Annotated in this window: 23 protein-coding genes; 13 read left to right on the top strand and 10 right to left on the bottom strand. The window is 43.4% G+C overall.

Annotation, left to right across the window (positions count from 1 at the left end; genetic code table 11):
* Positions 1-92: 92 nt before the first annotated feature.
* Complete coding sequence (locus tag FTU00_RS11295; RefSeq protein ID WP_180105088.1) at positions 93-818, top strand: folate-binding protein YgfZ; 726 nt, start codon at positions 93-95, stop codon at positions 816-818.
* A 273-nt stretch (positions 819-1,091) separates the two neighbouring features.
* Positions 1,092-1,889: a tetratricopeptide repeat protein gene (locus FTU00_RS11290; RefSeq protein ID WP_180105087.1), complete on the top strand. Its 798-nt coding sequence runs from the start codon at positions 1,092-1,094 to the stop codon at positions 1,887-1,889.
* A 72-nt stretch (positions 1,890-1,961) separates the two neighbouring features.
* On the opposite strand, the gene FTU00_RS11285 is transcribed toward FTU00_RS11290, so the two are convergent.
* The 3 genes from FTU00_RS11285 to FTU00_RS11275 form a co-directional block, all read right to left on the bottom strand.
* Entirely contained in the window at positions 1,962-2,888 is a 927-nt protein-coding gene (locus FTU00_RS11285) for an AEC family transporter (RefSeq protein WP_180179720.1), read from the bottom strand.
* Positions 2,889-2,946: 58 nt separating this feature from the next.
* A complete protein-coding gene (locus FTU00_RS11280; RefSeq protein WP_166139114.1) occupies positions 2,947-4,056 on the bottom strand; it encodes an NADH:flavin oxidoreductase/NADH oxidase in 1,110 nt (369 codons plus the stop codon).
* A 104-nt stretch (positions 4,057-4,160) separates the two neighbouring features.
* Positions 4,161-5,423, bottom strand: a complete 1,263-nt coding sequence (locus FTU00_RS11275) for a carbohydrate porin (RefSeq protein WP_180013552.1) — start codon at positions 5,421-5,423, stop codon at positions 4,161-4,163.
* 383 nt (positions 5,424-5,806) lie between these two features.
* On the opposite strand from FTU00_RS11275, the gene mutM reads away from it, so the two are divergent.
* Together mutM and FTU00_RS11265 are read left to right on the top strand one after the other, a co-directional pair.
* Complete coding sequence (gene mutM, locus FTU00_RS11270; protein ID WP_180003847.1) at positions 5,807-6,667, top strand: bifunctional DNA-formamidopyrimidine glycosylase/DNA-(apurinic or apyrimidinic site) lyase; 861 nt, start codon at positions 5,807-5,809, stop codon at positions 6,665-6,667.
* A complete protein-coding gene (locus tag FTU00_RS11265) occupies positions 6,664-6,948 on the top strand; it encodes a peptidylprolyl isomerase (protein WP_004785172.1) in 285 nt (94 codons plus the stop codon). The genes mutM and FTU00_RS11265 overlap by 4 nt, the downstream gene beginning before the upstream one ends.
* A gap of 99 nt (positions 6,949-7,047) precedes the next feature.
* Here FTU00_RS11265 and mscL read toward each other — a convergent pair whose 3' ends face one another.
* Together mscL and typA are read right to left on the bottom strand one after the other, a co-directional pair.
* Positions 7,048-7,491, bottom strand: a complete 444-nt coding sequence (gene mscL, locus FTU00_RS11260; RefSeq protein ID WP_159123684.1) for a large conductance mechanosensitive channel protein MscL — start codon at positions 7,489-7,491, stop codon at positions 7,048-7,050.
* Between the two features lie 152 nt (positions 7,492-7,643).
* Complete coding sequence (gene typA / locus FTU00_RS11255) at positions 7,644-9,479, bottom strand: translational GTPase TypA (protein ID WP_004785176.1); 1,836 nt, start codon at positions 9,477-9,479, stop codon at positions 7,644-7,646.
* 161 nt (positions 9,480-9,640) lie between these two features.
* Between typA and FTU00_RS11250 the strand changes: the two genes are divergently transcribed.
* From FTU00_RS11250 to FTU00_RS11240, 3 genes are all read left to right on the top strand, one after another.
* A complete protein-coding gene (locus FTU00_RS11250; protein WP_166139125.1) occupies positions 9,641-11,011 on the top strand; it encodes a uracil-xanthine permease family protein in 1,371 nt (456 codons plus the stop codon).
* 66 nt (positions 11,012-11,077) lie between these two features.
* On the top strand, positions 11,078-12,112 hold the full coding sequence (locus FTU00_RS11245; RefSeq protein ID WP_166139128.1) for a methyltransferase: 1,035 nt from the start codon (positions 11,078-11,080) through the stop codon (positions 12,110-12,112).
* Positions 12,112-13,575: an amino acid permease gene (locus tag FTU00_RS11240; RefSeq protein WP_180179719.1), complete on the top strand. Its 1,464-nt coding sequence runs from the start codon at positions 12,112-12,114 to the stop codon at positions 13,573-13,575. The genes FTU00_RS11245 and FTU00_RS11240 overlap by 1 nt, the downstream gene beginning before the upstream one ends.
* A 55-nt stretch (positions 13,576-13,630) precedes the next feature.
* Here the strand turns inward: FTU00_RS11240 and FTU00_RS11235 are convergent, their stop codons facing one another.
* A complete protein-coding gene (locus tag FTU00_RS11235; RefSeq protein WP_180179718.1) occupies positions 13,631-14,164 on the bottom strand; it encodes a peptidase C39 in 534 nt (177 codons plus the stop codon).
* 103 nt (positions 14,165-14,267) lie between these two features.
* A complete protein-coding gene (omp38, locus tag FTU00_RS11230) occupies positions 14,268-15,323 on the bottom strand; it encodes an outer membrane protein Omp38 (RefSeq protein WP_180105079.1) in 1,056 nt (351 codons plus the stop codon).
* Between the two features lie 375 nt (positions 15,324-15,698).
* Between omp38 and FTU00_RS11225 the strand changes: the two genes are divergently transcribed.
* The 3 genes from FTU00_RS11225 (at position 15,699) to FTU00_RS11215 (ending at position 18,149) form a co-directional block, all read left to right on the top strand.
* Positions 15,699-16,220 (top strand): GspH/FimT family pseudopilin, encoded by a 522-nt coding sequence (locus FTU00_RS11225; protein WP_180013538.1) that lies wholly within the window; start codon positions 15,699-15,701, stop codon positions 16,218-16,220.
* Positions 16,221-16,332: 112 nt separating this feature from the next.
* On the top strand, positions 16,333-17,508 hold the full coding sequence (locus FTU00_RS11220; protein WP_180018447.1) for an acetyl-CoA C-acyltransferase: 1,176 nt from the start codon (positions 16,333-16,335) through the stop codon (positions 17,506-17,508).
* A gap of 185 nt (positions 17,509-17,693) precedes the next feature.
* Positions 17,694-18,149, top strand: a complete 456-nt coding sequence (locus tag FTU00_RS11215; RefSeq protein WP_180179717.1) for a VOC family protein — start codon at positions 17,694-17,696, stop codon at positions 18,147-18,149.
* 52 nt (positions 18,150-18,201) lie between these two features.
* Here FTU00_RS11215 and FTU00_RS11210 read toward each other — a convergent pair whose 3' ends face one another.
* The 3 genes from FTU00_RS11210 to FTU00_RS11200 form a co-directional block, all read right to left on the bottom strand.
* Positions 18,202-18,687 carry a DUF934 domain-containing protein gene (locus FTU00_RS11210; RefSeq protein ID WP_180012179.1) on the bottom strand — a complete coding sequence of 162 codons (486 nt, stop codon included), beginning with the start codon at positions 18,685-18,687 and terminating at the stop codon, positions 18,202-18,204.
* On the bottom strand, positions 18,680-20,323 hold the full coding sequence (locus FTU00_RS11205) for a nitrite/sulfite reductase (protein ID WP_180003868.1): 1,644 nt from the start codon (positions 20,321-20,323) through the stop codon (positions 18,680-18,682). The genes FTU00_RS11210 and FTU00_RS11205 overlap by 8 nt, the downstream gene beginning before the upstream one ends.
* A 226-nt stretch (positions 20,324-20,549) precedes the next feature.
* Positions 20,550-21,674, bottom strand: a complete 1,125-nt coding sequence (locus FTU00_RS11200) for a CaiB/BaiF CoA-transferase family protein (RefSeq protein ID WP_180179716.1) — start codon at positions 21,672-21,674, stop codon at positions 20,550-20,552.
* A 213-nt stretch (positions 21,675-21,887) separates the two neighbouring features.
* On the opposite strand from FTU00_RS11200, the gene FTU00_RS11195 reads away from it, so the two are divergent.
* From FTU00_RS11195 to FTU00_RS11185, 3 genes are all read left to right on the top strand, one after another.
* Complete coding sequence (locus FTU00_RS11195; protein ID WP_004785199.1) at positions 21,888-22,898, top strand: AraC family transcriptional regulator; 1,011 nt, start codon at positions 21,888-21,890, stop codon at positions 22,896-22,898.
* A gap of 224 nt (positions 22,899-23,122) precedes the next feature.
* The gene (locus FTU00_RS11190) at positions 23,123-24,328 is read left to right on the top strand and encodes an acetyl-CoA C-acetyltransferase (protein ID WP_180179715.1); all 1,206 of its coding nucleotides are present in this window, start codon (positions 23,123-23,125) and stop codon (positions 24,326-24,328) included.
* A gap of 10 nt (positions 24,329-24,338) precedes the next feature.
* Entirely contained in the window at positions 24,339-26,471 is a 2,133-nt protein-coding gene (locus FTU00_RS11185) for a 3-hydroxyacyl-CoA dehydrogenase NAD-binding domain-containing protein (RefSeq protein WP_180179714.1), read from the top strand.
* The last annotated feature ends 157 nt before the right edge of the window (positions 26,472-26,628 follow it).

Genomic DNA, 26,628 nt, shown 5'->3' with positions numbered 1-26,628 from the left:
TGATCCCGATTGTTGGCTTTTTTGTTTGCCTCTATTAAATGCTTGCTGCACAATAGGTTGATTGATTTTTAGTATTCAAACTGAGGCTGATCATGGCAACATCTCCTGCTTTTACCTTATTTACGCTGAATGGAGTAGATGCGCAAAAATTCCTTCAGGGTCAAGTTACTTTAAATGTCGAAACTCTGGCTGAAAACCTGACTCGCTATACAGCGATCTGTAGCTTGAAAGGACGTATCCAGTTCGGCATCTGGCTGAAAAAAATTAATCCGGAAAGCTTTGAAATTGTCAGCCCTGAAAATCAGGCAGCAGAACTGGCCAGCCACATTAAAAAGTTTGGTGCATTTTCAAAAATGAAACTGGAACAGGTTGGCCCGGTTTATCCAGTTATTAATGATATCCAGACTGATTTTGTTGAAACTGAAACGGATATTACCCTTTGGCAACAGCAAGCTATTGCTTCAGGTCAGGCTTGGATTCAAGCAACTACTGCGACCCTGTTCCAGCCACAGGAATTGCGTCTTCATCAACGTGAAGGCATTCACTATGACAAAGGCTGTTATCTGGGTCAGGAAGTGATTGCTCGCTTATGGTTCAAAGCCAAGCCAAAACACTGGTTGCATTTGATTCAAGGTACAGGTGAAGCACCTGCTGTTGCGACCAAGCTGCACAATGACGTCGAAGTGGTCAATAGCATTGGTACAGATGAGGGTTATCAGGCTTTGGTAGTTGCCAAACCTGAAGCATTGGCTGAGCTGGATGTACAAGTTCTGGAATTGCCTGAAGCTTTAAGTGGTGATGTGGCACGTCCACAATAATAACCTGTTATCTTGATGCAAAAGCCAGAATTCAATTCTGGCTTTTTTATTTTTATTAGGCTAAACAATTAAATAGACAAAGATTGACTGAATAAAACACACCTTAAACCGAGCACGCTTTTATTGATTCACCTCCTCTATGATTCTCAAATAATTTGTAATTAGTCACATATTCAGTATTTACAAAGCCTGAAATCGTCTTATGATGTAAATGAAAACGACAAAAATCGCACCATGGAATTAGGTGTTAGAAAAATTAAGGTTATCGGAACAATGAAAAAATTAGTACTTGCTGCAATTCTTGCAGTGTCCAGCCAATTTGCCCTAGCAAACACTTCAAATGCCCCAGTTGACCCTCAATTTGCCAAAATTGAAGAGATGGTGAATGCCAAGAATTTCAAGGGTGCCTACGATGCTTTAAGCAAACTGGCCAGCCAGGGAAATGCACAGGCTATCTATAACTTAGGCTATTTAACGCAAACTGGCCAAGGCACTGCCAAGGACGAAAAAAAGGCTATTCAGCTATATGAACAGGCCGCCAGCAAAGGTTATCCAGTGGCCAACTATGTACTGGGCAAGAATTATACCGGTGGTACTTTAGGCCTTAAGCAGGATTTGGGCAAAGCCAAGCAATACCTTGAACGCGCATCGGCAGCCAATTTCGATGAAGCAACCGTAGATCTGGCTATACTTTTATTTGCTGAAGGTACAACAGCTTCTGACCAGCAGGCTTTGAAAAAATTACAGCCTCTGATTAGCAAGGGTAATATGCCGGCCATTCATGCCAAAGCCTTATATGACATCAGCAACGGCTTTAAAACCAAGAATGAAAAGCCGATCCAGCAAGGCTTGAGCAGTATTCAGGATCTGGCGAAAAAAGGCTATATCCCTGCCCTGATGGCGATTGGCAATATGTTTGCCAACGGTAGTATTGTTCCGCAAAACCTGCCTGAAGCGAAAAAGATCTTTGCGGCCCTGGCACAGGAAAATATTCCTAAGGCCAGAGAATCTCTAGCAGCAGTGGATAAAATGATTGCTGAACAGAAAAAAGCACCTGCCAAAAAAAGTTGATCAGACTTAATCAAAATAAAAAAGCTCCTATTGGAGCTTTTTTATGGGATATAGATTTGTAAGTCAGCTTGTTTAACTCCACCACAAAGTAATAAGTCCACTGGCAACCACAAAACCTGCGATAGTACTCATCAATAAAGGGGTTAAGGTTCGCTCATTGAGGCCGTATGCTTGTCCTAACATACCGAAAATCGTTGGCATAGGAAGTGCTGCAATCAAAGTCCCAGCATAGATCATTTCCTGACTCAGGTGAGTCAGTCGACTAAGACCTAGATACATCAGGATCGGCATCAGGATATTGCTGGAAAATACCAAATAGAAACTTTGCAGATTCACATATTTCAGGCTCATGCCCACGATTCCGCCACCAATCGCAAACAGCGCCAAAGGTGAGGCAGTCTGTCCAATCATGGCAAAGACCTGGTCCAGATAAATTGGCAGGCGAATTTCAAAAATCGCACAGGCCATACCCAGCATCACCCCCATAAATAAAGGGTTCTTAAACAGCATTAGAATGGTACTTTTCACAAGACTGCCCAGATTGGCTTGATATTGTGTACCGAGTGCAGCCAGGATCAACACCATCGGAATCAGGATCATGCTTTCAATGATGACCACCAATGAGGTATAGGTCATTGCATGCTGTCCCACCAATAAAGTGAGTACTGCTGTACCAATCAATCCGGTATTGGACATTGCTGCCCCCAAGGACAGAACAGCACTATGCGAGGAGGTATTCCGGAACTGACGGTGCATCAGCCAGAAGCTGAAACCATAAAGTAATAAAGTGACAGAGGTATAGACCGCAAAGTATTCAAAATACCAGATTTCATGCAGATCTTTAGAGGCTAAAAACTGGAAGAACAGTAACGGCAAGGCCACTTTGATGACAAAGACCCCTACCATTTCGACCTGTTCTTTTTTTAGAATTTGACATTTCACACTCAGGTAACCTAGTGCCAATAATAAAAATATGGGCACAATTACCGCAATAATCATATGAAATGTCCTGTTGTTTGAGATGCGTTATTATAAGCCTTTCTAAGAAAAAATGGCCTTAAAACGATTCAAACAACTGATTTAAGCCATGCGGTGCAGAACGTAAATATTGTGGAGAAATGGCTATTTTCTCATCCAGCGTTACTGCGGCATGCCAAGGCCAGCGTGGATCATAAAGCAAGGCACGTGCAATCGCGATCGCATCAGCCTGTTTATACTCCAGTATGCCTTCTGCCTGCTGTGCATCGGTAATCAAACCCACAGCAATGACTGGAATATTCACGTCCTTTTTAATCGCTTCAGCAAAAGGGACCTGATAATTCGGATGTACATCAATTTTCTGATCTACATGTAAACCTGCACTCGAAACATGAATATAGACTGCACCTAGCTTCTCTAGTGCTTTGGATAGTTCGACTGAAGATTCTACATCCCAACTTTCTACACTATCCATCCAGTCCGTTGCTGAGATACGAACACCAATTGGAAAACCTTCTGGTACGGCGGCTTTTATTGCTTCAAATACTTCAAGCGTCAGACGAATACGGTTTTCAAATGAACCGCCATATTGATCCTGACGATGATTCGATAACGGTGACATGAACTGATGCAATAGATAACCATGTGCTGCATGTAGTTCAATCAATTCAAAGCCTGCTTCAACCGCTCGCTTGGCACTGGCTGCAAAATCCTGAATCACTTGCTGGATTTCATCAACACTTAAAGACTTGGGTGGATGTTCATGAGCCTGGAAAGGAATATCACTGGCAGAGACAGTTTGCCAGCCGAGTGAATGATCTGGGGCGAACTGCCCTTTGCCACCCCAAGGTTTATCTGTAGAGGCTTTACGGCCTGCATGTGCAAGCTGTATTGCAAAAGGCATAGGAGAAATTGACTTGACCTTTTGCAATAAGGTTTTGATCTGGCTGGCCTGCTGGTCATTCCAAAGCCCTAAATCGGCATAACTGATGCGACCTTCAGGTTGTACAGCGGTGGCTTCCACAATGCAAAGACCTGCACTGGATAAGGCATAATTGGCCCATTGTTGTTCATGCCAGTAAGTGATTTCACCTTGCTCGGTTGCAGAGTACTGACACATCGGGGCAATCACAATTTTATTTTTAAGTTGCAATGATCCAAACTGAACCGGCTGAAATAGTAGTGACACGCGGTATTCCCTCTTTTTGTGAAGTGGCTTTTCAGAACTTTTTACCAAAAAATAAAAAACAGGCTCTGATGAGCCTGTTTATTTATAACGTGATTAAATTCTTTTTAGAAGATCACTCGTGTAGTCAAACCTAACACCAATGCATTATCCACTTGATTGCTAGACCCCGGATTTATAACGTATTGCAGGTTTGGACGTAGCATCAGCCATTTTGTTGCGTTATAGCTGTAGTTGAGTTCGATATTGTATTCGGCACTCGCATCATAAATTGGACGTGAATCTGCAAAGCGGTCATTTACATGTACACGGTTAACCGCTAAACCCAATATATCATTCGGCTGGCTATCCACCAGACCAATATATTTCAGACCCAACTGTTGTGAATTATCTACTTTATTGGTATCACGATCATGCCAGGTAAAGTTAGCGAATGAGTGTAAACCCTGACGGTCATTACCCGTTGAAGTCAATTGCTGCTCTACAGCTAACCAGCCCGCAAAGGTGCGGTTTTTTCCTTCACCTGTCGCAACATCTTTCTGGTTGGCAACATCATCAGCAGTGTTATACATACCGCCTACACGATAGCTGCCAGGCAAACCATTTACCAATGATTTTGGTGTCCAGATTACTTCTGCAGGAATGGTCACACCATCAGCATTGTCGGTATCCAGACTCCAGCCCTGACCTTCGGCTTTGGCATTACCATTATCTGGATTAAATTCATAAACACCGACTTGTACAGCAACTTCAGGATTTAACTGCTGTTTTACACGTGCACCCCATTGTGCGACTGGGGTATTCATCCAGATATTGCCCTGCCATTTACCCATCTGCGCAGCACAAAATGCTGTACTGGCAAAATCACAGGCCATCACATTAAAGTCCATACCGAGACCCAGACGACCAGCTTTAATGCTCAGTCCTTGATCCTTATAGTTCTTTTCAATTGAAAGTTCGGTTAAACGGCTGTCCTGGTTACCACGGCCAAATGTCCCTTGAACATTGGCCCATTGAGCTGCATCACCTTGTAAATCACGTACCGATGTACTTTGACCCTGACGCGCAGTCGCCACTGCACGAACAGTTACGCCATCCCAGCCAGCCAGTTTTTCCATGTCTAACTGTGTACCCAACCATAACTGTGCAGAAGTTAGAGGATCAGCCCCTTCATTACGTCCGCCATCAGCCAGATACGCTGTATCTGTCAGTAAGTTTGCTTCAAACTTGACACCTTGTTGAGCAAGTTCAGTACGTTTTCCATTCCAGTCACCTAACAGGTACTGTCCTTGAGGATCAAATGCAGATTCAGCCTGAGCAGAGGTCATGGCTGCCATCAATGGCAATAAAGCTAGACTTAACTTTTTCATATAAAACCTAAACATATGGAGAGAGTAAAGGCAGCCTGATGCATGCCCTGTATGACTTGATACAGAACGTTACATAACTTTTCACTTAAAAACGCAGCAATTTTTTTATTATTGGTAAAACTTTAAGTTATAAGAAAATATATTTTATATAACAATAAATTCTATATAATTTATATTTTTCAGTATGTTAAATACTAAAAATCAACCCATATATTTCCTATTTTTATTATTTAAATCTAAAACCTGCTCAATATTAAAGTTTATTTTTTAACCAATTGTTCAAATGTTTTTGAATATCCTGCCCATAATTTCTATTCAAACAGGACTTGCATTCAGACTTAAAACACCCAATATTAGCCACATGATAATAGCTACCAAGTGTTATGCCTGAATTACCTGAAGTTGAAACCACCAAAACCAGCCTCCTTCCCCTTCTTAATCAGCAAGTGTTAAAAGTTGAAGTGCGTCAGCCTAGTTTACGTTGGCCGATTCCTGATGATCTCGCCCGTCTGCAAGGACAGCGCCTGCTACAGCTTACGCGTCGTTCTAAATATATTCTGGCGCAATTTGAACAGGATACGATGCTCTGGCATCTGGGTATGTCAGGCAGCTTTCGCTTGTGTGAAGCCAGTGAAGAATTGCGCAAGCATGATCATCTGATTATCCAGTTTGAAGAGATCCAGCTGCGTTACCATGATCCGCGCCGTTTCGGCTGTATTCTCTGGTTAGACGCTCAATCACAAAGCAAACTGATTGATACGCTTGGGCCGGAGCCATTAAGCGATGCTTTTAATGCCGAATATCTATTTGAAAAACTAAAAAATAAAAACGTTGGCACCAAAGTTGCAATTATGGATAACCATGTCGTGGTCGGCGTAGGCAATATCTATGCAACTGAAAGCCTGTTCAATATGGGTATTCATCCAGCCCAGCCAGCCTCAAGTTTGAGTTTCGAACAGATTGAAAAACTGGTGGTTGAGATCAAGCGTATTTTAAAACAGGCGATTGACTTAGGTGGTTCTACCTTACGCGACTACACCAATGCTATGGGAGAAAATGGTTATTTCCAGCAGACGCTGTTGGCTTATGGCCGTGCAGGAGAAATGTGCGTGAACTGCGAAACGACACTGGAAAATATCAAGCTCGGCCAGCGCGCATCCGTCTATTGTCCTGAATGCCAGCCGCTAAAAAAGGTAAAGCTTTCACCTAAGCGTGTGGCTGCTGTACGAGGTAAGAAATCATGAAGACTGCGATTGTCCGTCATATTCTGGTGAAGGATAAAGATACTGCGGAACAGCTTAAGAAGAAGATTCTGGCAGGTGCAGATTTTTCTAAGATTGCCAAACAATATTCGACCTGTAACTCTGCCAAACGTGGTGGTGAACTCGGTGAAGTGAAAAAAGGCCAACTTGTTCCAGTGATTGATAAACTGGTCTTTACTGCTGCAGAACATGTTCTACATGGCCCAATCAAAAGTCAGTTCGGTTTTCATTTGGTCGAAATTAAGTTTCGGATGGATTTTTAATTCCTTTAGGGTTCCCTCTCCTCTCAGGAGAGGGTTAGGGAGAGGTCAGAAAATAAAAAAACGGCGCTTATACGCCGTTTTTTTATTTACTCCAAAAGCTTAAGCTTCCGGACGTTTTTTTAGCTCATCACGAATTTCACGTAACAATGCAATATCTTCCGGAGTCGCTTCAGGTTCAGGCGCTGCTTCTTCTGCTTTATCACGGCGCAGTTTGTTCATCAGTTTCACCAACCAGAATACAACCCATGCCAATAACAGGAAGTTAATGAGAATGGTCAAGAAATTACCATAAGCAAAGACATTCAGACCGGCTGCCTGTGCTTCAGCCAGATTGGTCACATTATTTGGATTATCGCCTAACACGACAAACCAGTTAGAGTAATCAACATCACCACCCAAGATCCAGCTCACGACAGGCATGATGATATCTTTCACCATAGAATCGATAATTTTACCAAAAGCACCGCCAATGATCACACCCACTGCGAGATCCATGACATTGCCTTTTACCGCAAATTCTTTAAATTCTTGAATAATGCTCATAAAGTCACCAGTATTTTTATACAATTTTGTGATGGATTATACATTAGTTAGGGATTTCTATTTAAAACTAATTTATTAAGTGTATGTAATTTCTACCCAATAAAAAAGCCGCTGAACTGATTCAGCGGCTTTTTTCGTATCAGTGACCGGTCTTATTTAGAACGGTTACGTTTACGTTCGTTTTCAGTCAGGTAACGTTTACGGATACGGATTGACTTAGGTGTTACTTCAACTAGCTCGTCATCTTCAATGAATTCAAGCGCTTGTTCTAGCGTGTATTCAAGGTTTGGAACAAGAGTCAATGCTTCATCAGTACCAGACGCACGTACGTTAGTTAACTGTTTCGCTTTAGTTGGGTTAACCACCATGTCGTCAGAACGTGAGTTGATACCTACGATCATACCTTCATAAACTTCTAACTGTGGTTTAGCAAACAGACGACCACGGTCTTGAAGTGTGAACAGTGCATAGCCCAGGCAAGTACCTTGAACCATAGAAATCAGTACACCGTTTTGACGTTTCGCAACAGTACCTTGTTTAGCAGGACCGTAGTGCGAGAAGCTTGAAGTCATGATACCAGTACCAGAAGTCATGGTCATGAATTCAGAACGGAAACCGATCAAGCCACGTGAAGGAACAGTTGCTTCAATACGGATACGGCCTTTACCGTCAACTTCCATATTGGTCATTTCGCCTTTACGGTGACCCATTTGTTCCATTACAGAACCTTGGTGCTGTTCTTCAACGTCAAACGTTACGTTTTCGTACGGTTCTTGCATTTGACCGTCGATTTCTTTCATGATCACTTGCGGACGTGATACACCAAGTTCGAAGCCTTCACGACGCATGTTTTCGATCAGTACAGAAAGGTGAAGCTCACCACGACCAGATACTTTGAAACGGTCAGGACTGTCAGTATCTTCAACACGAAGTGCTACGTTGTGGATCAATTCGCGGTCAAGACGCTCACGGATATTACGTGAAGTTACGAATTTACCTTCTTTACCAGCGAACGGAGAGTTGTTCACCTGGAAAGTCATAGACACAGTCGGTTCATCTACAGAAAGTGCGGGAAGCGCTTCAACATTTTTAGGATCACAGATTGTATCTGAAATGTTCAGTGCATCGATACCAGTTACACAAACGATATCACCTGCAGAAGCTTCTTCAATATCAACACGTTCTAGACCATGGTAACCCATGATTTTCAAGATACGGCCGTTACGAGTTTTGCCTTCTTTGTCGATGACAGTCACAGGAGTGTTCAGTTTTACAGAACCGCGCTGGATACGACCAACACCGATTACACCTACGAAGCTGTTATAGTCCAAAGATGAAATTTGCATCTGGAATGGACCGTCAACGTCAACTGCTGGTGGCTCAACGATGTCTACGATTGTTTGGAACAATGGAGTCATGTCGTCAGCAAGTTCTTCTGGAGAAGGACCAGCAACACCACGAAGACCAGAAGCATAAACTACTGGGAAGTCTAACTGTTCGTCAGTACCGCCAAGGTTGTCGAACAGGTCGAATACTTGGTCGATTACCCAGTCTGGACGCGCACTTGGTTTATCAACTTTATTGATAATTACGATTGGTTTCAAACCACGCGCGAACGCTTTTTGCGTTACGAAACGGGTTTGTGGCATAGGACCTTCTTGTGAATCTACAAGAAGCAGTACGCAGTCAACCATCGACATTACACGTTCAACTTCACCACCAAAGTCGGCGTGTCCCGGGGTGTCCACGATGTTAATACGGTATTCTGTATCTGTACGTTTATCTAACCACTTGATTGCAGTGTTTTTTGCAAGAATGGTAATACCACGTTCAGATTCTAACGCGTTCGAATCCATGACACGCTCGATCTCACCCGCGCGATCACCGAGAGCACCTGATTGTTGCAAAAGTTTGTCTACAAGAGTGGTTTTACCATGGTCGACGTGCGCGATAATGGCAATGTTACGGAGAGTTTTAATATCTGACATGTAAATTCGATACGTTTTAAATTTGAGGGCAAATTATACAGAAAAATACAAACTTTTGACAGTGACTGTTTGTAGAGAGCGTCAATTTTTTTCCAATTACTTTTGTAATGACGTGTAACTCGATTAGAATAGCGCCACCCAGCCTTAATTTGCATTGACACATGTCTGATTTTAATCAATCCCCTCTTTCTAAAGATCAACTTGACCTTGTCTACGGCCTTGAAGATCGTCCTAAACCGTTTATCGCATTTTTAGCCGCATTCCAGCATTTATTGGCCATTATTGTCCCAATTGTAACGCCAGGTTTACTGATCTGTCTGGCATTGGGTGTGTCTAAAGAAGACACCAACATGATCTTGTCCATGTCTTTGGTGATCTCTGGTATCGCAACTTTCTTACAATCCAAGAAAGTGGGTCCCTTTGGCGCAGGCTTGCTGATTGTTCAGGGTACAAGTTTTAACTTTATTGGCCCAATCATCGGGATCGGTTCAGCGATGGTCGCTGCAGGCACACCGGTAGAAGCGGTGATGGCTTCGATCTTTGGTGTAGTGATTGCAGGTTCATTTATTGAAATGGGCGTGTCACGCATTTTGCCATGGGTGAAGAAACTCATTACTCCACTAGTAACGGGTATTGTAGTTCTATTGATTGGTTTAACCTTGATTAAAGAAGGTCTGATCAGCATGGGTGGTGGTTATCAAGCCATGGGTGACAAAACTTTCGCCAATGCAGATAACCTGATCATGTCATGTACCGTTCTGGCATTAATTATTTTACTGAACCGTGTGCGTATTACCTGGGTAAAAAGCTCAGCAATTCTGATTGCACTGGTTGTGGGTTATATCCTTGCCGGCTTTATGGGTCATCTCAACTTTGATGGTTTAAAAGATGCACCTCTGGTTCAGATTCCTACCCCAATGCATTTTGGTTTAAGCTTCTCATGGAGCTTATTCATTCCAATGGCATTCATTTACCTGGTGACTTCACTAGAAGCCATTGGTGATATTACCGCAACATCAAAATTATCGAATCAGCCAGTGGATGGTCAAACCTGGATGAATCGCATTAAAGGTGGTGTGTTAGTGAATGGTGCTAACTCTCTGCTTGCAGGCTTATTTAATACCTTCCCAAGTTCAGTTTTCGCACAAAATAATGGTGTGATTCAATTGACTGGTGTAGCTAGCCGTTATGTTGGGATATGGATCGCAGCACTCCTTGTGATTCTAGGCCTACTGCCTGCTGTTGCAGGTGTGATCCAAGCCGTTCCTCAAGCTGTGCTTGGTGGCGCAGTGATGGTGATGTTTGGTGCAGTCGCTGCATCTGGGATTAATATCCTGTCTGGTATTCACTTAGACCGTCGTGCCCTGCTGATCATTGCAATCTCGCTTGCACTTGGCTTAGGCGTTGCACAGGTACCTCAGATTCTGGAACATCTTCCTGAATTATTCCGTAACATCTTTAGTTCCGGTGTTGCGACAGGCGGTATTGCAGCCCTCATATTGAATATTGTACTTCCTGAAGTAAAGAAGTAATTTCATGTCCAAAGAACACTGTCTGGGTTGGACTCGGACAGTGTTTTTTCTATTGGAGAAAGATCTATGGATCCTAAAAGCGAAGTTTTATTAAGACAATATGATTATTTGTCTGGTCGCGTATTGCTGGTAAATGCCCCGACCGATGAGCTTCTTGCTGAATGTGGTGAATCTATCCAGCCCTTTGTTTGGACATGGAATTATAATGATTTTCAATATTTCCAGTCACAGCAGGCTCAGGTTCATTTCGGCGCAGAATTTCCTGATCAGGAATTTGATCAGGCAGTTATTTTCGTACCTAAATCAAAAGAATTATTGAATTATCTGATTCACAATATTGCAGCCCGATTAAAACAAGGCAGCAGTGTCTTTCTGGTCGGTGAAAAGAAAGGTGGCGTAGAGCGTGCGGCAAAGCAGCTACAGGCTTATGGTAAACTCATCAAGCTCGACAGCGCACGACATTGCCAATTGTGGCAATTGACTCTAGACTGCACGGTCGAAGCAAAAGCGTTGGCAGATTGGGCACAGACCTATACAGTGGCCACACCAAAAGGTGATTTGCAGATTTGTGCACTTCCAGGTGTATTCAGTCAGGATCATCTGGATGTAGGAACAGCGGTGTTCTTACCCTATTTATCTCAGGTGACCTCAGGCAAGATTGCCGACTTTGGCTGTGGTGCAGGCGTGATCAGTGCTTATTTAGCCAAACTGAATCCTGAGAACCGTATTTTTGCTCTGGACGTGGATGCCTTTGCCTTGGCTTCTACTCAAATGACATTTGAGAAAAATCAGCTCAGTCCTCAGCAGCTGGAAATTAAAGCTGTGTCAGGTATTGAAGATGCACCGCTCTTTTTACATGCCATTGTCAGCAATCCTCCTTTCCATCAGGGAATCCAGACCAATTATGCGGCCAGCGAAACTTTATGCAAGACTTCGCGTCGTCATCTCAAGTCTGGCGGTGAATTATGGATTGTGGCAAACCGTTTCTTAAATTATCCAATTTTAATTGAACAAAGTTTTGGTCAATGTACAGTCAAAACTGATCAACAAGGTTTTAAAGTGCTCTTCGCCAGCACTCAAAAAAATGCTAAGGAATCATGATGAGCGAAACTCAGAACAGCGTGCAGCTGCAGCGTAAGCTTGGTGCTCGTCATCTCAATATGATCGCGATTGGCGGGTCTATCGGTACAGGTTTATTCCTGGCCTCAGGTGCGACTATTGCCAGCGCAGGCCCGGGTGGCGCACTTCTCGCCTATGCCCTGATTGGCGTAATGATTTATTTCTTGATGACCAGCCTTGGAGAACTTGCGACTCATAATCCGACCTCGGGCGCATTCTTTACCTACGGCACCAAATATGTCGAAGGTGGTTTTGGTTTCGCTTTAGGCTGGAACTACTGGTACAACTGGGCGATTACCGTTGCCTTTGAACTGGTTGCCGTACAGTTCATTATGAAATTCTGGTTCCCTGATATTCCCGGCTTTTACTGGAGTGCGATCTTCCTCGCTGTGATCTTTGGAATTAATGCTCTCACAGTAAAAGGTTTTGGTGAGTCAGAATTCTTCTTCTCATTGGTGAAAGTACTGGCGATTATTGCCTTTATCATCATCGGGATCTGGATGATTGCCAAGATCATGCTCACACCGGGTGTTTCGGCATTTGCAAACTGGAGCGTAGGTGAAGCGCCTTTTGTAGGCGGTTTCCAGGCCTTGATTGGTGTTGCCATGATTGCCGGATTCTCGTTCCAGGGTACCGAGATGGTTGGTGTAGCGGCTGGTGAATCTAAAGATCCGCAGAAAACCATTCCTGTCGCAATCAAGCAGATCTTCTGGCGAATCCTGCTGTTCTATATCGTATGTATTTTCATTATCGGTACATTGGTTGCTTATAATGATCCGCGTCTCTTACAGGCAGCTGCAACTGAAGATATTGCCCTTTCTCCATTCACTTTATTGTATGAGAAAGCAGGTTTTGCTTTTGCAGCCAGTATGATGAATGCGGTAATTCTGACTGCGATTCTGTCTGCAGGTAACTCAGGCATGTATTCTTCGACCCGTATGCTGTTCGATATGGCACGTAAAGGCAGTGCGCCTAAGCTGTTTGCCCATCTGGATTCACGCGGTGTACCGATGAATGCCCTGTATGCGACCACGGCGATTGCGGCACTATGCTTCTTGACCACATTCTTTGGCGAGCAGGAAGTCTTTAACTGGTTGCTGAATATGTCAGGTATGTGTGGCTTCATTGTCTGGCTCGGAATTGCGATCTCACATTACCGCTTCCGTAAAGGTTATCTGGCTCAAGGCTATCAACTTGAAGGTCTAGCCTATAGAGCTAAATTCTTCCCGTTCGCGCCTTGGTTTGCTTTCGTCCTTTGTTCAATTGTTGTTCTAGGTCAAAATTATCAAGCTGTCCTAGATGGTGAGTGGTTGGCTGTCCTTTCTACTTATATCGGTATTTTATTATTCCTGGTGATCTGGCTAGGTTATAAGTGGAAATATAAAACCAAACTGGTTTCCTATCAGGAGATGGATGTTCGACCGATGAATATTGAAAAAGACTAAGTTCTCACCTTTATTAAAAAAGCAGCTCAAGTAGCTGCTTTTTTATATTCTGAAATCAGCTATGACGCATGACAAAATTACGGTCATCAATCACGATGACTTGCTGACAAATACCTTTTACTCGACGCTGCTGTTCGAAAACTTCTTTAGACATAGCATTAAAACTATCAAAGAAACTGATTTCTTTTTCATTGATTTCATAAATTAATGAATGGTTCCCTACCCCTTCCAGCGTATCGTAGAACACGATTACAAAACGGCCTTTATCTACTGATTTTTGAATATCTGTATAAGAAAGTGGATATTCATGAACAGACACTTTGAGTTCTTGTGCTTTTTGATAAAACTGGATTTCAAGCGGCTGTTTATCGGGATCAGTTTCTGTAAAAAATTCAACATCAAGCCCTAGTGTTTTAAGTGCAACAGCGAGCGCAATACTTGAAGCTCCCATCTCATCATTATGCTGTGTCAATTGTACTAAATCAGGAATATGCAGATCTATTCCATAATGATGAAAAACCATCCAGATCGCATAAATACCACTATTAGCTTCCAGACTTTGTAAGTCTTGAGGAAGTTCTATGCTCATGCTTTAACTCAAAATCAGTTTCGAGCAGCAAGTGTATGCAAAAAACAGCCATAAAAAAAGCGACTCAAAGAGTCGCTTTTTTTAATCACTGTTCAATAACGAATTATTGAGCAGCTGGTTGTTCAGCTAGAACAGTACGGCTACCAGTGATTGTCGCGAATACACGACGGTTCATAGCACGACCTTCTTTAGTGTTGTTGTCAGCAATCGGTTGATCCCAAGCGAAACCTTGAGTAGACAAACGAGATGCATCTACGTTGTATTCGTTAACAAGTGCAGATTTAACAGAGTTAGCACGAGCTAGAGATAAACGTTCGTTCAATGCACGTGGACCAGTGCTGTCTGTGTGACCTTCGATACGAGCAGTTGCGTTTGGATATTCAACTAGCTTCTCAGCAACTTTCGCGATTTCTGGTTTGTATTGGTCTTTGATGTTTGATTTATTCGTATCAAAGAACACGCGAAGTTCCATGTTCAGGTCTTCAGTCAACTCTTGTGGAGCTGGAGCTACTGGAGCTACTGGCTCAACTGGAGCAACTTCTACAACGTCAGCAGCTGGTTTCAAACGGCCACCTAGAACTACGTTAAGACCAGCAAGTGCTGTATAGTTCCAGAATTTTTCGTCAAAGTGGTAAGTACCACGAGCTTCAGTACGTAGAGCTAAAGCATCGTTGATGTGCCAGAATGCACCGATACCAGCATTACCTAGTGTACCTTCTTCTTCATCACCACGAGTACCGCGATCTACACCATCAAATTCATATTTGTAGTGACCAGCACCTAACAATGCATATGGCTTGATTTTGCTGTCATAGTTGCCAGTGAACACATCAGAAGTTGCATAGAAGTTACCTGCAATGTTCTGACCTTTGTATTCTGCACCTGGCTCTGCCCAATCAACATCACCTTTAACCTGGCTATATTCAGCTTCGAAACCTAACCATGGAGTTAATTCAACACCAATCGCAGCACCAACGAATAAATCGTCTTGCATTTCACCTTGAGATGGAATTAATAACTCACCGTCATTACCGCCATTGTTGTGTTGGGTGTCTTGCCAAGTATAACCTAACATTAATGGAGTAACAGTTACGCCTGCGTTTGCAGCAGCAAAAGGAGCAGCTACAAGCATTGCTAAAGCAATACGACTCATTTTCATGGATTTATCCTCCAGAGATAACAATTGTTGTTCAAGCTCAAGCCTTCTAATAGGCCATTCTGAGATAGGCTTTTTTTACCCCAGTGTTATTTTTAAGCTATTCACTGCGCATCATACAAACACTTTATTATTTTTCCAAGTGCTTGATTAATCTAATCAAGTAAATTATTGACAAAATTACTTACAATTTCCGTTGTAATTCAGTAATTTTTTACTCAATTTTTTGTTGTGAATCGCCTATTGTCATTGCCAATTTATTTTTAAGCGCCTTTTTGAATTTTGAGTAAGGCATTTCTTACTCGCTCAATTAAGCATAAAAAACGCACAATTAATAGCATGTTTCAAATAAAAATAATATATAAATCAGGTAACTCTATGTATAAAAAGATAACAAGAGCGTTCACTATTGTTGAGTTAATTATCTGTATTGCCCTTATCGCAATTGTGGTCACAATTGCCTTGCCTTACTTTCATGATTATTTATCCAAGCAGGAAGCCAAAAATATTCCGATGAAACTTACAGCAACCAATCGTTATGCACGCAGCCAGGCAGCTGTGTTTCACCAGAATATTGTGATTTGTCCCAGTCAAGATTCATTAACCTGCCAAGCAAACCAATGGAATAAAAATTTGCTGGTATTTATTGATAAAAACCGTAATCGTCAAGTCGACAATGACGAACAAATTTTACACATTGAACAACTTAATCTTAAATACGGTAACTTGAGTTGGCGAGGTGCTTTAAGTATGCCGAACGTAACTTATCAAGCCCAGACGGCTTTACCAATTGGATCGAATGGCAGCTTTTATTATTGTTCTACTCACCTTTCGTCCCAGCAACGTATTGTCTTGAATAAAATGGGACATATCCGGATCGAACATCTGGCATCCTGTTAATAAAACCCTAGAGTCTATGATTTATCCAGATTAGGACTTTAATCCTGTACTTTTTTCAATATACTGCTTAGGTTCGAGAAAAAATGATCAAAACTTATAGGGAGATATAACAATGACTGACATCGTAATTGTCAATGGCGCACGTACAGCGATGGGCGGCTTTCAAGGCAGCTTGGCTAGCGTTACTGCACCTGAACTGGGTGCTGTCACCATCAAAGAAGCGATTGCTCGTTCAGGCTTGCAGCCAACCGATATTGAAGAAGTCATTATGGGTTGTGTACTCCCGGCAGGTTTAAAACAAGGTCCTGCTCGTCAAGCGATGCGTAAAGCGGGTCTGCCTGATTCTACAGGTGCCGTCACCATCAACAAATTATGTGGTTCAGGCATGAAAGCAGTTATGCAAGCGGCAGATATGATTAAGGCAGGTTCTGCAACTTATGTGGTTGCAGGTGGGATGGAATCCATGACCAATGCGCCATATGTATTGCCAAAAGCGCGTGGCGGTTTCCGTATGGGTCATGGTGAAATCAAGGACCATATGTTCCTGGATGGCCTGGAAGATGCCGAAACTGGTCGCCTGATGGGCTCATTTGCTCAAGATATGGCGAATACAAAAGGCTATACCCGTGAACAGATGGATGAGTTTGCGATCCGTTCACTGAAACGTGCTCAAACTGCAGTCAATGAAGGTTACTTCGCTGATGAAATCGTGCCAGTCACTGTTTCCACCCGTAAAGGTGATGTCGTAGTTGATAAGGACGAACAACCTTTCAATGCCAATATTGATAAGATTCCAACTCTTCGTCCTGCTTTTGCAAAAGACGGGACAATTACGGCAGCAAATGCCAGCTCAATTTCAGATGGTGCCTCTGCCCTTGTTCTGACTTCAAGCGACAATGCAGCAGCTAAAGGTTTAGCGCCTTTGGCTAAAATCATTGCTTATGCTTCAAACTCCCAGCATCCATCTGAATTCACGATTGCGCCAGTGGGTGCGATTCAGAAAGTTCTGGATAAAACTGGCTGGAAAGCTGAGGAAGTTGACCTTTGGGAAATCAATGAAGCGTTTGCTATGGTCACCATGTGCCCAATGGATGAGTTCAAGCTTGATCCTGAAAAAGTCAACATCAATGGTGGTGCATGTGCGCTCGGTCACCCGGTTGGTTCTACAGGTTCACGTATTATCCTGACCTTGATTCATGCATTGAAACGTACAGGCGGTAAACGTGGTATCGCTGCGCTATGTATTGGCGGTGGTGAAGCAACTGCGGTCGCAATCGAACTGATCTAATTCTTTTATAATCAATTCGTAGAGAGGGCTTTTATAGCCCTCTTTTTATTTTATAAATATTTCATTTTTTATAATCCATCTATAAAGTAAATTCTTTTACTTACATTTTCATAAAGCTTCTTTATCAATCAAATTCAATTCAAGGCGTAAATTAAAGGGATTCAAAACAAGAAAAGGAAGCCTGCATGCGACTTAATCACTATCTTAATTTTCAGGGTGAAACCGAAGCTGCCTTTACCTTTTATCGTTCGGTATTTGGTGGCGAATTTTCCAGTCTAACCCGTTATGGAGATACGCCTGGACAGCAAGGAATTGATTTATCAGATGAAGAAAAAAATCTGATTTTGCATATCTCACTTCCAATTAATGAATACACAGAGCTCATGGGCTCTGATATCAATGACAAACTCTGTACTGAAAATACACCAGCATTTAGTAAGGGTACTAATCACTATATTGCGATTATTTTAAGTGCCAATGAACAGGATGAAGCCAAACGACTCTATGAAGCTTTATCGGTGAATGGTCAAATCGAAATGCCTTTAGAAAAAACCTTTTGGGGTGCGCTTTATAGTGCCTTTACGGATCAATTCGAAGTGCAATGGATGATTAACTGCCTACTTGAAGAACGTGCACCCTAAGATTTAAATACAAAAAAGCCTCCAGATGGAGGCTTTTTTAGTTGAAGGCGAATTAAGCCCCAGTTTGATAATTCGGTGTTGGTACTGCTGTTGAAGCTTGGTACGGATTAGTGAAATCACCCAAACCTGCAGCGGCTTCCTGAATATCTTTACCTTCTTTAATGACAAAGGTATCGAAACCAGAACGCTTCATATAGTTCAACACGTCTTTAAACACATCACCTGTAGCACGCAACTCACCTTGGAAACCTTGACGGCGAAGCAATGCAGCAAATGAATAACCACGGCCATCATTAAAACCTGCAAACTCAATAAAAATAGCATCAAGTTGGTCTAGTGGGAATTCATTGGTTTCAGGTGAAGCATCAACCGTTAAGTACAATGCTTTTTTACCAGAAATATTGGCAATCTGGTCTAACTGCTCTACAGTCAGAACCACATCACCCTGTGGCAATACACCCTCTTCATCAATTAACTGGTAAGTGTTATCTGCAATTGTGCCATCTTTAGAGAGCACTTGTAGTGCGGTATTAAGCATATGCGCGCTCCTTGAATGGTTGAATGCCGACACGACGATAAGTATCGATAAACTCTTCACCGTCCTGACGCAAGTCAAGATAAGTATTCAGAATTTCTTCTACGATATCCGGCACCACTTCTGCAGCAAATGATGGCCCAAGAATGTCACCAATAGAGGCATCATGATCCGCATTACCACCTAAAGTGATCTGATAGAATTCAGCGCCTTTTTTATCTACACCCAGTATTCCGATGTTACCTACATGGTGATGACCACAGGCATTCATACAACCTGAAATGTTCAGGTCCAGTTTACCCAAGTTGTAAATGGTATCCAGATCATCAAAACGGCGTGAAATCGCTTCAGAAATTGGAATGGATTTCGCATTCGCTAGTGAGCAGAAGTCACCACCTGGGCAGCAGATAATGTCAGTTAAGAAACCGATATGCGCACGAGCCAGGTTATGCTGATCCAGCGTCTGCCACAATTCGAACAGGTCTTTTTGTGGTACATCTACCAGCGCAATATTTTGCTCGTGAGTCGTACGCAGTTCACCGAAGGTGTACTTGTCTGCAAGATCTGCAATCAGGTTCATCTCTTCAGTGGTCATATCACCTGGTGCAATACCCGCACGTTTCAGTGAAATCGTAACAATACGATAACCTTTCACTTTATGGGCATTGGTATTGATGTTGAACCATTGCTTAAACTTCGGATACTGGGCAAACAGTTCAGTGAAGTCTTCATCTGCATAATCCTGGTAATCAAATGGAGTAAAGTTTTCATCCATTTTCGCCAGTGTTTCAGCATCAATCTTTAACGTTTTAACAGTATGCGCAAATTCGGCTTCAACTTTCTCAGCAAAGACTTCAGGTGTTAATGCTTTCACCAAAATCTTGATACGTGCTTTGTATTTGTTGTCGCGACGGCCGTGCAGGTTATAGACACGTAAAACTGCTTCAAGATAAGCAATCAGGTCTTCACGTGGCAGGAAGTCACGAATAAAGCTACCAATCACTGGCGTACGGCCCAAGCCGCCGCCCACTTTAATTTTATAGCCGATTTCGCCTGCTTCATTTTTCACGATATAGACACCAATATCGTGGAATGAAGTTGCCGCACGGTCAATCTCTTCCAGCGCAGATACCGCGATCTTGAACTTACGTGGTAAGAAAGCAAATTCCGGGTGGAAAGTTGACCATTGACGGATCAATTCACACGTTGGACGTGGATCTGCAATTTCACCTGCCACCACACCTGCATACTGGTCAGTGGTAGTATTACGGATACAGTTCCCTGAAGTCTGGATCGCATGCATTTGCACAGTTGCCAGTTCAGCGAGCATATCAGGCACGTTTTCTAGTGCAGGCCAGTTAAACTGGATATTCTGACGAGTTGAAACGTGTGCATAGCCACGATCATACTCTTTCGCCAGATCAGCCACTTTACGAAGTTGTTTAGAATTCATCAGGCCATAAGGCACCGCAATACGCAACATTGGCGCATAACGTTGTACATAAAGACCATTTTGAAGGCGGAGCGGACGGTATTCATCTTCCGTCAATTTGCCCGCTAAATAACGTTCCGTCTGGTCACGGAACTGTGCAACACGTTCATTAATCAGTTGCTGATCGAAATCAGTATATAAATACATGGCGTACAGCTAGTAGTTTCTATTATATCGTCGGCAAGGATAACGACATTGAATCTATCAATAAAATGCTTTTTATACATATTTCATAGCGATTTTATTGATAAGCCTAGCAAACTTTCAATGATATAAAGCTTTAGATCAGCTTCTTCTGATTTTTAACGTGAATGATTTATTTTTTAAATCTTTAGCAGTTTTTTTCATAAACCAAAACGAGAAAGTCGTTCAATTACCACTCTTTGGTTTCGCCTAAAGCCTGACCAATAAATTGATATCGCATAGTTGATCTTGAAAACTTGATCGGGCAAGCCAGTTGAGCTTCGGTTTGCTTCTGCTGATCTGCTTTAACTGGCACCTGCACCACCCATTCGCGTTGCTGCGCCAGCTCAGAATGCAAGGCTTCATTAAGCTTTAATACAGGTTCGACACAGAAATCCGCCTGAGAAAATAAGACTTGCCAGTGAGATAGAGGTTGGGATCTGATTTTATCGCGAATCGCCTGTTTCACCAGAGCATGATCTCCAGGCACAAAAGAAGCACCTTTTTCCAGAATAATCGGCAAATCCAGCAACTGTGCCAGACCTTGCATGAATTGAGGCTCCAGACTGCCTACTGATAAATAGCGATCATCCTGAGTCTGATAATAGTCATAAAAGGTACCGCCATTTAAGTAACCGGATTCTATCTGCTGATGCTGATTACCCGCCAGACTGGCAGACGCTGCCATATTATTTAATGTCGCCGCGCAATCGGTCATGGAAATATCAATATATTGTCCCTGTCCACTACTCTGCCGCTCAATCACCGCTGCCAAAATGGCAACCAGTGCATGCATAGAACCGCCCGCGACATCAGCAATCTGGATTCCCATTGCCGGTGGTCCGCTTTCGATCCGGCCACTATGTCCGGCAATCCCAGATAAAGCCAAATAGTTAATGTCATGCCCTGCCCGATCTTTATAAGGGCCAGTCTGACCATAACCGGTAATCGAGCAATAGATTAAGCGTGGGTTGAGCGCACTGAGCGTTGGATAATCCAGGCCAAGCCGTTGCATCACACCTGGACGAAATTGTTCTACGACAATGTCATAATCTGCAATTCGGGATTTGATCTGCTTAATATGTTCAGGATTCTTTAAATCCAGTGCGACAGAATGTTTGTTTCGGTTCAGATAATTATGCGTTGTGGCCTGCCCATGTGCAAAAGGTGGCATTAAACGCACCAGATCAGGACGTGTGGGTGATTCAATATGCACAACTTCTGCACCCATGTCTGCAAGATATAATGTGGCAAATGGACCGGGTAATAATGTAGAAAAATCTAATATTTTCAAACCTTTTAATGCATATGACATTGGAGTTATTACTCTATTTATATCGCTTTTTGCCTCATCATAGGAACATAAATGCCTAAAAACAATGTCATGTTCAGCCATTTACCTTGATAGTTTCGGCAATTTAACATGTAAGAAAATGGTAATTGCATTCTTGTAAATTGCCATTGATTTTTTATTTTTTGTCATTTAGGTCAAATATTAGTGAACATTAAAGAGACTGAAGGATTAAACATGAGTCGTGATACGATCAGTATCCATTTCGTCAATGCAGCCTTATACGGCGTTAAGCGCCTGGGCATGGATGTCGATACTTTATTGTCTCACGTTGGGATTGAAGCCGAGCTTCTGCATCAGCCGAAGGCCCGTATTTCGCCTGAACAATATACCCGTTTTATCAAGATGCTCTGGATGGTGACCCAGGACGAACATGTCGGTTTTGACAAACAGCCGCGTCGTCTGGGCACTTTCGCGATTATGTGTCAGCTGATTATCCATGCCAAAACGCTGGGCGATGCACTCGAGCTTTCTTCACAATTTTACAAACTCTTTGGTGATGACTGGTCTGTAACCCTGGAACGTGACAAGCATGAAGCGCGTCTGGTCCCCCTGATTCCAAACTCGATGGATCCGGAGCACTTTATTACCGAAAGTATGCTGATGATCTGGCATGGTCTGGCATCGTGGTTAATTGAACGTCGTCTGCCGCTGGAACGTGTACATTTCAGCTACCCGCGCCCTGCGCATGCAGATGAATACGATGCGCTGTTCTTTGCACCTGTGATGCAGTTCGATATGCCGCGTACTGAAATTACCTTTGCAGCAGATTATCTGGATTTGCCAATTCGCCAGAATGAAGAAACGCTGGAAGAATTCCTCAAAGCAGCTCCGGCTCAACTTCTAGTCAAATTTAAAAATACCAACTCGCTGACTTCTCGGATCCGTGATGTATTAAAGAGCCAGATTGGTGAAGAAATGCCGACCTTGAACGATGTCGCATCGATGCTCTACCTGTCTCCGCAAACCCTGCGTCGCCGTCTGGCTGCTGAAGGCAAGAGCTATCAGGGCGTGAAAGATGCACTGCGCCGTGATGCCGCAATTCACTTATTGCTTAATCCGGATTTAACGCTGGAAGACGTGGCACAACAGGTCGGATTTAGTGAAACTAGTACTTTCCACCGTGCTTTCAAAAAATGGACAGGGGTAACACCTGGTCTATACCGTCAGTTACACGGTTACCATTAAAAACCTTGCTCTAAAAATGTATACTTGAAAAGTATCGTTTATTAAGCGCTACAAGCCCCCAGCCCAAGCTCCAGACTTGGGCTTTTTTATGCCCGCTTTTTAATCCATCAAGACTGACCAAATTGCTCAAATGATCTGGTCCGTTCTCGTCATTGCACTTCAAGATTTAATCATTACACTCGAAGCATTAGAACAATTTCAGTAAAGCAAGAAAAGGATATTGTATGAGCGAGGCCTATATTATTGATGCCATTCGCACGCCACGCGGAAAGGGAAAAAAAGACGGATCATTACATGAAGTTAAACCAATTAGTTTACTGACTACGCTCTTAAATGAACTAAAAGAACGCCATAACCTGGATACATCTCAGGTGGATGATATTGTGCTGGGCTGTGTGACACCAATTGGGGACCTGGGTGCAGACATTGCCAAAACTGCTGCAATTGCCGCAGGCTGGGACAACGATGTGGCTGGCGTACAGATCAACCGTTTCTGTGCTTCAGGCCTGGAAGCTGTAAATCTGGCAGCACAAAAAGTCCGTTCAGGCTGGGAAGATCTGGTCGTTGCAGGTGGTGTTGAATCCATGTCTCGCGTTCCGATGGGTTCTGATGGCGGCCCGTGGGCATTAGATCCTGAAACCAATATGGCTTGCAATTTTATTCCACAAGGCATCGGGGCTGACCTGATCGCGACCATTGATGGTTATAGTCGTGCAGATGTAGATCAATTCGCCGAGCAATCACAAAAGAAAGCGGCAGCAGCCCAAGCGAATGGTCATTTCAATAAATCTATTATTCCAGTGAAAGATAAAGCTGGCGTCGTGATTCTAGACAAAGATGAATTTATTAAACCGACAACAACTGCAGAAGGCTTAAGTGTATTAAAGCCAAGTTTTGCAACGATGGGCCAGATGGGCTTTGATGCTATCGCTCTACAGAAATATCCGGAAGTAGGCTTTGTAAACCATGTACACCATGCGGGTAATTCTTCAGGCATTGTGGATGGTGCAGCAGTCGTATTACTTGCCTCCGAACAGGCAGTGCAACAGCAAAATCTCAAGCCACGCGCCAAGGTATTGGCAACGGCACTGGTTGGTGCCGATCCAACCATTATGCTGACCGGCCCTGCCCCGGCTGCACGTAAGGCTTTAGCCAAAGCTGGACTCACCATTGATGACATCGATCTGTTTGAAGTCAATGAAGCTTTCGCTGCTGTGGTGATGCGCTTTATCAATGAAATGAAAGTTGATCCTGCCAAAGTCAATGTCAATGGGGGTGCCATTGCCATGGGACATCCACTCGGTGCGACCGGTGCCATGATTCTAGGCACTTTATTGGACGAACTGGAACGTCAAGGTAAGAAACGTGGACTAGCCACCCTGTGTGTGGGTGGTGGTATGGGCATCGCAACTATTATTGAGTTGGTATAAGGAGATCAGCATGAGCGCAATTCAATATCAAAAAACTGAAGATCATATTGTCATTCTGACCTTCGATTCTCCGAACCAGTCCGCCAATACCATGAATGCCGACTTTCGCACGGCTCTGGATGAAGTCGTTGCTCAGTTACAGGCTGATGAACAGATTGCCGGAATTATTTTCCGATCAGCTAAAAAGACATTCTTTGCTGGCGGTGATCTGGATGAGTTAATTCAGGCGACGCCTGAACATGCTACTGAATTCTTCAATATGGTTGAAGACATGAAAGCCAAACTGCGTTATATCGAAACGCGTGGCATTCCTGTGGTGGCAGCTTTAAATGGCACCGCACTCGGTGGTGGTTGGGAAATTGCTTTATGCGCCCATCATCGTATTGCCCTCAATGATGCCAAAACCAAGTTTGGTTTACCTGAAGTCACTTTAGGCTTGCTGCCAGGCGGTGGTGGTATTGTCCGTATGGTTCGTCTGCTAGGCCTGCAAAATGCCTTACCTTTGCTGATGGAAGGCAAACAGTCCGGTGTAGAAAAAGCCAAGTCTTTGGGACTGGTACATGACACAGCCGACTCACTGGATGAGTTACTAGATAAATCTATAGCCTGGATTAAACAACATCCGCAATCCCAACAGCCTTTCGATGTAAAAGGTTACAAAATTCCGGGAGGCTCTCCTTCTTCGCCTGCCGTCGCACAGATGCTGGCCATTGCTCCTGCGATGCTGCGTGATAAAACCAAGGGCTGCTATCCAGCTCCTGAAGCCATTTTATCCGCTGCGGTTGAAGGCGCTCAGGTTGATGTTGATACTGCATTGAGAATTGAGTCGCGTTATTTCACCTATCTCGCCACTGGCCAGATTTCCAAGAACATGATCGGTACATTCTGGCATGGCATGAATGCCATCAAGTCGGGTGCCAGCCGTCCTAAAGACTTTGCGCCATGGAAAGCTACTAAAGTAGGTATTTTGGGCGCAGGCATGATGGGTGCAGGTATTGCCTATGTCACTGCCAGTAAAGGCATTCAGGTGGTGCTGAAGGATATTTCGGTCGAAGCTGCAGAAAAAGGCAAAGCGTATAGCCAGAAATTACTGGATAAAAAAGTGGCTCAAGGCCGCTTAACAGCCGAAAAACGTGACCAGATTTTAGCTCTGATCCATGCTACTGCGAGCATGGCAGATTTAGCAGGTTGTGACCTGATTATTGAAGCAGTATTTGAAAATCAGGAACTCAAAGCCAAAGTTACTCAGGAAGCAGAGCAATATTTATCAGCCAACGGTGTAATGGCATCCAATACCTCAACTCTACCCATCAGTGACCTAGCTCAAGCCTCTCAGAATCAGGCAAATTTTATCGGTCTGCATTTCTTTAGCCCAGTCGACAAAATGCAACTGGTCGAGATCATTAAGGGGAAAAATACTTCAGCAGAAACACTGGCCAAGGCATTTGACTATGTGCAGCAGATTGGCAAGCTACCGATTGTAGTGAATGACAGCCGTGGCTTCTTTACTAGCCGTGTCTTTGGCACCTTTGTACAGGAAGGATTACGTTTGCTTGCCGAAGGTGTGCATCCAGCTCGTATTGAAATGGCTGCGCTGAAAGCCGGTATGCCAGTCGGACCACTTGCTATTCAGGATGAAGTCTCTCTGACGCTTTCTGAGCATGTAGCTGCAGAAAGCCGTAAGGCTCTGGCTACACAAGGCAAAGAACGTCCAAGCACCGATGCGGATGCCGTGATTCAAACCATGATTCATGAGTTTAACCGTAAAGGCAAAGCTGCTGGTGCAGGTTTTTATGACTATCCTGAAGGGGGCAAAAAGCAGCTATGGTCTGGCTTGGAGCATTGGTATAAAGAAGTGGATATTTCTGAACAGGAAATGATAGACCGCTTCCTGTTTGTTCAAGCCCTCGATACTGTGCGCTGTCTGGAAGAAGGTGTGCTGGAGTCAGTGGTCGATGCGAATATCGGGTCAATCTTTGGAATTGGTTTTGCAGCCTGGACGGGAGGTGCTGTGCAGTTCTTGAACCAGTATGGTTTAACCAAAGCCTTGAATCGTGCTGAAATCTTGGAACGTAAATATGGCGAACGTTTCAAAGCGCCACAGTTACTCAAACAGAAAGTTGCTGAAGGTCAGCGTTTTTAAAACCTGAGTCTAGAAAGAGGAGCTTAGCTCCCATTGCTGTCCCACAATTTTTCACAAGAGGAAGCTCAAATGAGCTTCCTCTTGTTTTATGGGTATTTTATCGGGTGAAAATAAAGCTTTTAAAGTTCTTCTTTCAAACAAATTCACTTGAATTATT

It is taken from the genome of Acinetobacter sp. YH12041 (assembly GCF_013419975.1).
Taxonomy (GTDB): domain Bacteria; phylum Pseudomonadota; class Gammaproteobacteria; order Pseudomonadales; family Moraxellaceae; genus Acinetobacter.
The sequence above is the reverse complement of the archived record's forward strand: the minus strand, read 5'-3'. Positions and strand labels throughout refer to the sequence as shown.